Origin of the sequence: Acinetobacter sp. YH12105, from assembly GCF_013419095.1 — a bacterium.
GTDB classification, from domain to species: Bacteria; Pseudomonadota; Gammaproteobacteria; order Pseudomonadales; family Moraxellaceae; genus Acinetobacter; species Acinetobacter pseudolwoffii.
Genome location: NZ_VPAU01000034.1, coordinates 1 through 8446, shown reverse-complemented (window position 1 = coordinate 8446; position 8446 = coordinate 1). Strand labels below are relative to the sequence as shown.

Sequence of the window (8446 nt, the reverse complement as noted above, 5' to 3'; positions counted from 1 at the left end):
GGACAAGCATCGTCATTTTATTATGGTCAGCCTCAGGGTGAAGTGTGTCTAATCAACAGGGTTTTCGGTCTCTAAGTACTTTTTAAAGGGAACATCATCGACTCAAATCTCTATTTGCAACAGTGCCGAATATTTTATGCAGCAGTGAGTTCCGTAATTTTCTTTTTCAACACTGATACTTGTACGGCTGAAGATCGAAAGCTATTTCTGCATCTGCATTGAAGGCTGTTAATACCTCGGCTTTTGGAGCTGTTTTTTTAGCCCCTATGATTAACCACGATTGTTTAACTAATATGAACAAAGTCGTGAAACATTGGTCAAAGAATAGGCGTGAAACATGAAAAATCATAAAAAAAGCCCAATCGGGTGTGATTGGGCTATAAACTAGAAACTACAGCATTGATTTCTAAGGTAAATTATAACACGTTTCGTATAAGGTGTATTATGTTAATTTTAAAAATCTTTGAAGCAGATGATTGAGTATCTTAGTTTTGACCTCTAATCAGGTTAGATCATATGTAATATAAGTATCTAAAAGTTAGGAGAACTCATGAATAATAACTACTCAAAACCTATAATAATTTATTGGATTAAAATATTGTGATCAGATACACAAAGTATATTAGGTCACAGCAACATTAAATAGTGATCCGATCCAAGCACTGAATAACATTGCGACAATTCCCCAAATCATAACCCGAACAGAACCTCTCCAGATACTTACACCGCCAGCATAACTCGCCAATGCTCCCATAATTCCGAGAGTTAAAACTCCAATCAGCATGACACCTTTATCTAAATATTGTTCAGGCAGAAGCATCATTGAAATTAAAGGAAATAATGAACCTACAGAAAATGCGAGGGCTGAAGAAGATGCCGCTAGAAATGGCTTGGCAGAGGTATGAACTGAAATGCCAATTTCATCACGAGCATGTGCATCTAAAGCATTATGCATAGTTAGTTTTTTAGCGACATCTTCAGCTAAAGTTGGTTCTAAACCACGTTGTATATAAATATTTTTTAGTTCTTGCAGTTCATGTTCAGGATGGAGTTTTAACTCACGTGCCTCCATTTTCAGATCATTTTGTTCAATATCTTGTTGTGATTTAACGGAAATATATTCACCTGCAGCCATTGAAGCCGCCCCAGAAATTAATCCCGCAACACATGTTACTAATAATGTTTGAGAAGAAGCACCACTGGCTGCTATTCCGACTACTAGGCTTGTTACAGAAATAATCCCATCATTAGCTCCTAGTACAGCCGCACGTAGCCACCCTGACCGTTCAATATAATGTTTTTCGATATGATAAGAATGGCGCACAATATAGTCCCTTGCTGTTATCAGAATGATTATAGTAAATATTTTATCTATAAACCTTAATTGAGCTAGACAATAGAGAATATAAGTCACTACTGATGCATAGGGTTTAACTAATACAGTTCGCACCCATTCGGGATGCTCTGTATCTTTCGTTATTAAGCACAAGAAAGTTTGTAATCAGGGAAATGGCGAAATTTTAATGGTGCTCAATCGCTCGTAGACACTCGCTCGGTTTTTACTAAGATGAATTGAATTATTAGAATATCTAATCAAGATCATGGAGCTTTGATTGAATAATAGGCATGGAACATGAATAATCATGAAAAAACCGTTCTAGTTCGCTGAACCCTAGAACGGTTTTGACTAAGATATTGATGCTAAAAGGAAAAATTTAAGCATTTTGTAAGATGTGTATTATGTTAATTTTAGAAAATCTTAATCGTTAGCTAACATAATCTTCAGTTGATATCACTTGAGCATATGCAAATTCAAAAGCGGCCATTAATGTTGCATGGACATGACCAGCAGGTACTTTAACGCCATTAAATTCCAGGTCTAGTGTTGCACAAGCGTCATGAATAACTTTTACCTTATAACCAAAATCAGAAGCATCACGAACAGCCGCATCGACACACATATGGCTCATAGCACCAATCACGACTAACTCAGTCACTTGATTGCTATCTAAAATTTCTTTGAGATTCGTGTTTAAGAACGCATTGATGTGATTTTTAATGATCACAGATTCATCTTCTTGCGGCTTAACTGTGTCCTGAAATTCAATACCATTTGAGTTGGGTTCAAATATAGGAGATTCAGCATTAGCAATATGTTGGACATGAATAACTTGTGTACCCTGTTGACGGGCCTTCGCAATTACTTTCACTGCATTAGCAGCAGCTTGTTCAATATTTACTAAGGGTAATTTACCTGTAGGTAGATATTCATTTTGTAAGTCGATAACTAATAAAGCTGATTTTGACATATCTGTTCCTTTACTTAACTAATATTTGTTTTGTTCTACTTAGGTTTTTAAAGAAGTGGAAGTATTCCATTTCTTTAAGTTACTTTAGAAAGAAAGTGTTTCACCATCGATAGGAATTAAAACCTTATCTTGAATTCCTTTGTCTTTTACATATTCTGCAAGCTGAGCACGTGTTACCGACATGTGGTTAATGGCATCCATGTGAACAGCAATAACTTTGGCATTTGGTGCTTTCTGAGTTGCGCGATAAGTATCTTCTTTACCCATAATAATGGATTCTTTAAAGCCATCAACCAAGGCGTTACCTGTATTCAAGACAATCACATCAGGTTTAAATGTTTGAATCGCTTGATCAACTTCAGAACGCCAGATGGTATCTCCTGCCACATAAACAGTTTCATGGCCAGCAGCTTCAAATACCACACCCATTGCTTCACCTAATCCAGCTTTAAGCTTAGGAATACGGTACATGGCATCAGTACCGTGTTGACCACCAGTTTTAGTGAGCTTAATCCCTTCAAAGGTCGCTTGAGTTAATACACGAACATCTTTGAAGCCTTGTGACTGAATGATTTTCTGGTCTTCTTTATTCTGTACAAACAACGGCATGTTTTTCGGAATAGTCGCTTGTGCTGCATCATCCCAATGATCTAGATGGGTATGGGTCACGATTACCGCATCTACACCTTCTAAAATCGTTTCGGGCTTGATAGGCAAATCGACTAATGGGTTCCGTAAATAGCTACGATGAGTATCAGGAAAACCTTCATAGAATCCTTTTTTAGCAAACATTGGGTCAATTAAAAAAGTCGTATCAGCATAGGTTACTTTAATCGTTGCATTGCGAATTTCTTGTATATGCGTAACTTTAGAAGTATCTCGCTGAACCACCTTATCATTCGCATATAAATGGACTGAAGCCATTGCCAGAGAGAGTGCAATAACAGAGCTACTTAAAATTTTATTCATGTTCCAGATCCAATCATTTAGTCATACTCGAATCATGATAGGAAAAATTAAGCAATAAAATTGTCCTTAAGGACAATCATCGAAACTATTGGGACAACATGCTATATTTATTATTTTAGAGAGGTAGATTGAATGGCTATACCAGTGATTGGATTGTTCGTATATCCCAATATAAATCCATTTCACTTCTCTATCCCCCATATCATTTTCAATATCAAGATTGAAGATAAACGCTTATTTGATCTGAGAATTTTTTCTATAGATGGCCAACCCGTAAAAACAGAACAGTCTATGATGATTATCCCTGATGGGGGGATCGAACTTATTAAACAATTGGATCTTATTATTATTCCTGGATGGGATGATTTTAATCACAAACCTGAAAAAGTACTTATCGATGCCCTAAATTGTGCATATCAAGCTGGAATTAGAATTGTAGGGTTATGCTACGGAACTTATGCATTGGCATATGCAGGGCTGCTTGACCATAAAAAAGCAGCTACGCACTGGATGGCTGAACAGGATTTTAGTGAACGATTTCCACAGGTTCAACTTGATAATGACGCCCTGTATGTAGAAGACCAAAGGATCGTAACCTCTGCTGGAACAGGCGCAGCGTTAGACTGCTGCTTGTACTTGGTACGTGAAATCTATAATGCACGAATTGCGAATAAAGTTGCTAGAGTAATGGTGATCCCGCCTCACCGTGAAGGTGGGCAAACTCAGTTTATTGAACAGCCAGTCGCAGAATCGAGCCAAGATGCACAAATTAACCTATTACTTGATTTTTTAAGAAAGAATTTAGCCTTACAACATAATATTGAAAGCCTCGCTGAACGGACACATATGACACGCAGGACGTTCACACGGCACTTTAAGAAAGCGACAGGTATGACCTTAGTCGATTGGCTGAATACTGAAAGAATCAGATTAAGTTGTGAACTTTTAGAAGCGACAAACTTGTCTATCGAAAAGATAACCGAGCTTTCAGGTTTTAATAATACTGTGTCATTTAGAAAGAATTTCCGTGAAAAATATGGCACCAGCCCTCAGGCATGGAGAAAAGCTTTTGGGATCATTAATGAGAATAATCCGCCCCATTTAACATAATGGCGGTTATACGAAGTCGACTTGTAATGCAATTTGCATTACAGTACTCCTAGTACATTAAATAACTGGGAGATATGATGGCTACTGTTAACTTCAGGGTCGATGAAGCCCTTAAAGAAAAATCCTATTCCATCCTTAAAGAACAAGGTATTGCACCAACTGAATTCTTCACCAACATACTTGAGTATATTGCAACTACAGGAAAACTACCTGTTCAAAAAGCATTGCTCTCAGAAGAAGATGCTGAATTATTAGCGACTGTACGTAAGCGAATTAATGACCCTAAAGAAATGTTCGAGGAAATTACTTTAGATGACTTATAAGCTTTTACGTCATAAGGACTTCACAGCTGAATGGGAAAAACTTCCCAGTACTATCAGAGATCAATTTAAGAAGAAACTCGCTAAGGTCATAGAGCAGCCACATATTCCCAAGAATATCCTCAGAGGTGATCTTGCAGGCTGCTATAAAATTAAATTATTAAAGGCTGGAGTCAGATTAGTTTATCAAGTCAAAGATGATCAAGTAGTCATCTTGCTCATCACCGTTGGGAAACGAGCTGACAGCATAGTTTATGACGAAGCGAAGAAACGCATTAAAGATTAAAAATGGGAGCTATAAGCTCCCATTTTTGACTTCGTATAAGAGATTTTATGTTAAATAGATATTAAGAACATTTTGAGAATCAAAGAATAATGCTTACATTTTTAGAAATTCAACGTAAGGTTGATCAAATTTGTGAAAAAATTGGGCTGGAAAAAAAAAGAGTTTGGCCCGCAGTTCAGAATGATGGAGCTCCATATGTATTAATCCATGAAAATAAATATTGGTATATTTCTGAAGAAAGAGGAGAAGTTTTTTTTGAAAAAACAACTAAGGATTTTGAAGAGTTGCTTTATTGGATAATGGATAATTTTATATCTAGCTATTCGTTTGAGTTTGAACTTAAGAATAGAACTAGAGGACAAGATTCCCGTCGACTCGCTTTTTCAAAACAAATTGAACTTTTTGGTTTAATCAGTGATCAATGGAAAGTAAAAAAAGAAAATGAGATAAAAAAAGTATTGGAAACAGCTCCTTTTAGAGATGTTTGATTTATAAATATTTATTTTCAAGAGAATTAAAATATCTATGGAATTTCGCATAACAGCCATTATGTTAAATATCTATTCAAGTAACATTATTCTGACTTCATTAGCTACTTGATAAAAAAATTCAGAAGTTTCTTGATCTAAAGGCTCTATTTCTCTAGCTGTTTGAACACCAATAATAATTGACTCTAATTTTGATTTATCTATGTCACCCGTATTTTCACAAGAAATAAGATATTTAAGTTGCTTCCTAATCGATGATGTAACCTCTAAATCTGGAAATTTTTGAGATAAATTTTCACAATGCTCTAAGGCAACTTTAAATAATTCAATCCTTTTCATAGTCACTATTAATAATTAAATATTTCTAAAATTAACATAATACACCTTATACGCAGTCAAAAATGGGAGCCTAAGCTCCCATTTTTATTGATGATTTTTTAATTCTTTTAGCATAGCATCCCGTAAGATTTCATTCATACGTGTTTGATAACCTTTCCCTTGTGCTTTGAACCAAGCAAGTACATCAGCATCTAAACGAATGGAAGTCTGTTGCTTCACTGGGCGGTAAAATTGATTTTGGCGTACAGCATTACTCCAGTCGGCAACTTCAGGAATATCTGATAGATCTAGCTTATCGTCAGGAACTGTTCCCTTAGCAAGCAAGTGTTCAATTTCAGCATCTTGCTTGTCGCTGAATTTTTCATTCAGCTCTTTGCGTGAGTATCTAACCATGCTCATATTTATCTCGCTCTGCTTTAGTTACCTGTCTTGCACTAATGATTCGTATGATTTCACAGTCATCTTCATCAAAGATGGTGTGAGCTACTAAGAGCATTAGTACGCCTTTTACTTTCCCAATGGTCTGCCAACGTTCTTCACCATCGGTATGTCTGTCCTGAATTGAGATCCTCAGTGGATCATCAAAAACAAGGCTTGCCGTTTCGAAAGAGACATCGTGCTTTTTCTGATTCTTTCGATTCTTTGCCTCATCCCATTCGAAATACTGTTTCATAAAAAACATTCAAATTTGTATATACAATAATGTATCACAAAATTATATCACTCAAGTTGAGAAGCGTAATTTTTAGTCAAAATTATTGGCAAAAACTATCAAAATCGCTCATAAAAAAGCCGACTTGTTTCAAAATCGGTTTTTTGGGCATTTTTGGATTTTTCTTGTTTTATTAAGTATCTGATATTTATATTAATATACAAATGTATTGCGTATAACCACCATTATGTTAAATAGGGAATTCAAAGCTCTTTCTAAGAGTTGGTATAGTGGTAATACTTATTGAGTGCGTAAAAGAATTAGATTAATAAAATACTCAAAAGAAAAATAGTAAAAGGGAACTTACAGAAAATAAGTTACCGGCTCTTAAAATTATATTTAAACAAAGAAGCCCAACTAAATGATTGGGCTTCCTCATATCTAACTTTACCTTATGATTTTCATCAGTGTACTGCAAGAATTTAGACTACTTGTTGACTTGAACACCTTTAAAAATCAATTTCTCTTTTTTTTGTGTTTCTATAAGCAGTTGTGCCTGCCCCTTACGAGATTGAAGATATAATGTGGGAGCATTCACCAGAATATCTATCATCGTACTTTCACGTAAGTTGATATCATCAGGACAGCCCATCATTGTGGCAACAATTGGTTGTTCAGCATATAAATGATTGCCCTTAAAATGAATACCAATCGAATTTATATTACAAAACAAATTCCCAATATACAGCATCTTTTCTGCAAATTTTAGCGTGATAGGTTGGTCAGGTTTTGAAGCCAGAAATAATGAATCTATACGTTCACTATTAGCATTTGTTGCCTCGATTAATTCCCAAGAAAATTGCGCCAAGGTCTGCTCACTAAAGGACATCACTTGTAATTCTTGTATCTTGGACTGATCGGCTGATGAAGGCTTATGACAAGCGCTCAAAAGTCCAACGACGAACATCAGTATAAATATTCTAGTCATCGTTATTGTCCGTATAATAATGAGTAACCCTCTTTATAGAGTTCATCAGTAGACATATAGGTCATATATCCATTAGGTTTGGCGGCACCTCCGCAATACCCCTGACCTTTCATGGAAGAACTCCATGTGCCTTGATAAGTTGCAGTAGATAATAACCCTGCCGCCACACTTCCAATAAAGATTGGACCACCACTATCGCCACCCCAACAATCCAACGTTGGACCTGAAACTTTTACCCATGTTGCATTACACACACCTGCCCCTGATGGTCCACATTTATTGTCAGTACCAAATGCTTTAAATGCGGTCGACTGAACCGTACCACAACTATAACCAGTTTTCATTCCATAATGACAGACATACGTACCAACAGGTGTGTTACCTTGTGTACGTCGACCAGTTAGAGTTTTGACCACATTGTCACTGGCGAAAAATTCTGGGTTCAAGGTATGTGTAGATGATACTAAACTCATGGTTTGGAAATCCTGACTACCATTCCAGAAGTCTCCCACAAAGGTTAGTGCAATATTATCATTGCCAGTTGTCTTGCGGTCATCTACAGTAATTTTGTAATTCTTACAGTGAGCCGCTGTGGTCGCAAATTTTGTACCCGCAGCGTTTTTCACATTAAAACCTGTTGTACAATTATAAAAAGTGGTTGAAGTTGTACTATCCGCCATCAGCATGGTTTCTGCTGCCCTTACTGCGGCACTATGTCTTAATGGAATATTAGTGGTCGTTACTTTAAGTGGGACATTGGTTAATGTTCTAGGTTTTTCACTGCTCAGTAATTTCAAACCCTGTGTTTGGTTGGTTGCAGTATGCTTTGGATCATAAAGCTCTAAATCAATGCTATTTTCGGCACTGTTGCAAATAGTCGGTGGTGATAAACTTATCATCCCCTTTTGCTGATGGAGCTGCACATGAACCCATTCAAAGGCCGGCATTTTCAGCGTGACATCATTCTGTGGGCCGTACGCTGGTA

12 protein-coding genes and 1 pseudogene are annotated in these 8446 nt (G+C 36.5%); 5 read left to right on the top strand and 8 right to left on the bottom strand.

Annotation, left to right across the window (positions count from 1 at the left end; genetic code table 11):
- Window positions 1–75 (top strand): annotated as a pseudogene (locus FTU44_RS14700) (IS6 family transposase); the annotation flags it as partial.
- 547 nt (window positions 76–622) lie between these two features.
- Here FTU44_RS14700 and FTU44_RS14695 read toward each other — a convergent pair.
- The 3 genes from FTU44_RS14695 to FTU44_RS14685 all read right to left on the bottom strand — a co-directional run bounded on the left by FTU44_RS14695 (window position 623) and on the right by FTU44_RS14685 (window position 3278).
- Window positions 623–1324, bottom strand: a complete 702-nt coding sequence (locus FTU44_RS14695) for a VIT family protein (protein ID WP_180041055.1) — start codon at window positions 1322–1324, stop codon at window positions 623–625.
- Window positions 1325–1766: 442 nt separating this feature from the next.
- On the bottom strand, window positions 1767–2309 hold the full coding sequence (locus tag FTU44_RS14690; RefSeq protein WP_180000241.1) for a cysteine hydrolase family protein: 543 nt from the start codon (window positions 2307–2309) through the stop codon (window positions 1767–1769).
- A gap of 84 nt (window positions 2310–2393) precedes the next feature.
- Complete coding sequence (locus FTU44_RS14685) at window positions 2394–3278, bottom strand: MBL fold metallo-hydrolase (protein WP_180051265.1); 885 nt, start codon at window positions 3276–3278, stop codon at window positions 2394–2396.
- A gap of 132 nt (window positions 3279–3410) precedes the next feature.
- Between FTU44_RS14685 and FTU44_RS14680 the strand changes: the two genes are divergently transcribed.
- The 4 genes from FTU44_RS14680 (at window position 3411) to FTU44_RS14665 (ending at window position 5482) form a co-directional block, all read left to right on the top strand.
- Window positions 3411–4388 (top strand): GlxA family transcriptional regulator, encoded by a 978-nt coding sequence (locus tag FTU44_RS14680; RefSeq protein WP_044109732.1) that lies wholly within the window; start codon window positions 3411–3413, stop codon window positions 4386–4388.
- Window positions 4389–4465: 77 nt separating this feature from the next.
- Window positions 4466–4711, top strand: coding sequence for a type II toxin-antitoxin system RelB/DinJ family antitoxin (locus FTU44_RS14675; protein WP_179991036.1), 246 nt, complete (start codon window positions 4466–4468; stop codon window positions 4709–4711).
- On the top strand, window positions 4701–4994 hold the full coding sequence (locus FTU44_RS14670) for a type II toxin-antitoxin system RelE/ParE family toxin (protein ID WP_086266486.1): 294 nt from the start codon (window positions 4701–4703) through the stop codon (window positions 4992–4994). The genes FTU44_RS14675 and FTU44_RS14670 overlap by 11 nt, the downstream gene beginning before the upstream one ends.
- An 89-nt stretch (window positions 4995–5083) precedes the next feature.
- Window positions 5084–5482 (top strand): Imm63 family immunity protein, encoded by a 399-nt coding sequence (locus FTU44_RS14665; protein ID WP_120402731.1) that lies wholly within the window; start codon window positions 5084–5086, stop codon window positions 5480–5482.
- 72 nt (window positions 5483–5554) lie between these two features.
- Here the strand turns inward: FTU44_RS14665 and FTU44_RS14660 are convergent, their stop codons facing one another.
- From FTU44_RS14660 to FTU44_RS15340, 5 genes are all read right to left on the bottom strand, one after another.
- Entirely contained in the window at window positions 5555–5821 is a 267-nt protein-coding gene (locus FTU44_RS14660) for an immunity protein Tsi6 family protein (RefSeq protein WP_163168972.1), read from the bottom strand.
- Window positions 5822–5905: 84 nt separating this feature from the next.
- A complete protein-coding gene (locus FTU44_RS14655; RefSeq protein ID WP_179990996.1) occupies window positions 5906–6220 on the bottom strand; it encodes a BrnA antitoxin family protein in 315 nt (104 codons plus the stop codon).
- Window positions 6207–6494, bottom strand: a complete 288-nt coding sequence (locus FTU44_RS14650; RefSeq protein ID WP_005244624.1) for a BrnT family toxin — start codon at window positions 6492–6494, stop codon at window positions 6207–6209. Before FTU44_RS14650 ends, FTU44_RS14655 begins: the two co-directional genes overlap by 14 nt.
- A gap of 466 nt (window positions 6495–6960) precedes the next feature.
- A complete protein-coding gene (locus tag FTU44_RS14645; protein ID WP_074163995.1) occupies window positions 6961–7461 on the bottom strand; it encodes an META domain-containing protein in 501 nt (166 codons plus the stop codon).
- Window positions 7462–7463: 2 nt separating this feature from the next.
- The coding region (locus tag FTU44_RS15340; protein ID WP_373683432.1) for a S1 family peptidase at window positions 7464–8446 on the bottom strand (983 nt) is incomplete at its 5' end.

What these genes read in the sequence shown, in the direction of transcription:
- FTU44_RS14680 (WP_044109732.1), top strand. Translation starts at nt 3,411, where the DNA reads ATGGCTATACCAGTGATTGGATTGTTCGTATATCCCAATATAAATCCA.
- FTU44_RS14690 (WP_180000241.1), bottom strand. Translation starts at nt 2,309, where the DNA reads ATGTCAAAATCAGCTTTATTAGTTATCGACTTACAAAATGAATATCTA.
- FTU44_RS14675 (WP_179991036.1), top strand. Translation starts at nt 4,466, where the DNA reads ATGGCTACTGTTAACTTCAGGGTCGATGAAGCCCTTAAAGAAAAATCC.
- FTU44_RS14660 (WP_163168972.1), bottom strand. Translation starts at nt 5,821, where the DNA reads ATGAAAAGGATTGAATTATTTAAAGTTGCCTTAGAGCATTGTGAAAAT.
- FTU44_RS14670 (WP_086266486.1), top strand. Translation starts at nt 4,701, where the DNA reads ATGACTTATAAGCTTTTACGTCATAAGGACTTCACAGCTGAATGGGAA.
- FTU44_RS14685 (WP_180051265.1), bottom strand. Translation starts at nt 3,278, where the DNA reads ATGAATAAAATTTTAAGTAGCTCTGTTATTGCACTCTCTCTGGCAATG.
- FTU44_RS14650 (WP_005244624.1), bottom strand. Translation starts at nt 6,494, where the DNA reads ATGAAACAGTATTTCGAATGGGATGAGGCAAAGAATCGAAAGAATCAG.
- FTU44_RS14665 (WP_120402731.1), top strand. Translation starts at nt 5,084, where the DNA reads ATGCTTACATTTTTAGAAATTCAACGTAAGGTTGATCAAATTTGTGAA.
- FTU44_RS14645 (WP_074163995.1), bottom strand. Translation starts at nt 7,461, where the DNA reads ATGACTAGAATATTTATACTGATGTTCGTCGTTGGACTTTTGAGCGCT.
- FTU44_RS14655 (WP_179990996.1), bottom strand. Translation starts at nt 6,220, where the DNA reads ATGAGCATGGTTAGATACTCACGCAAAGAGCTGAATGAAAAATTCAGC.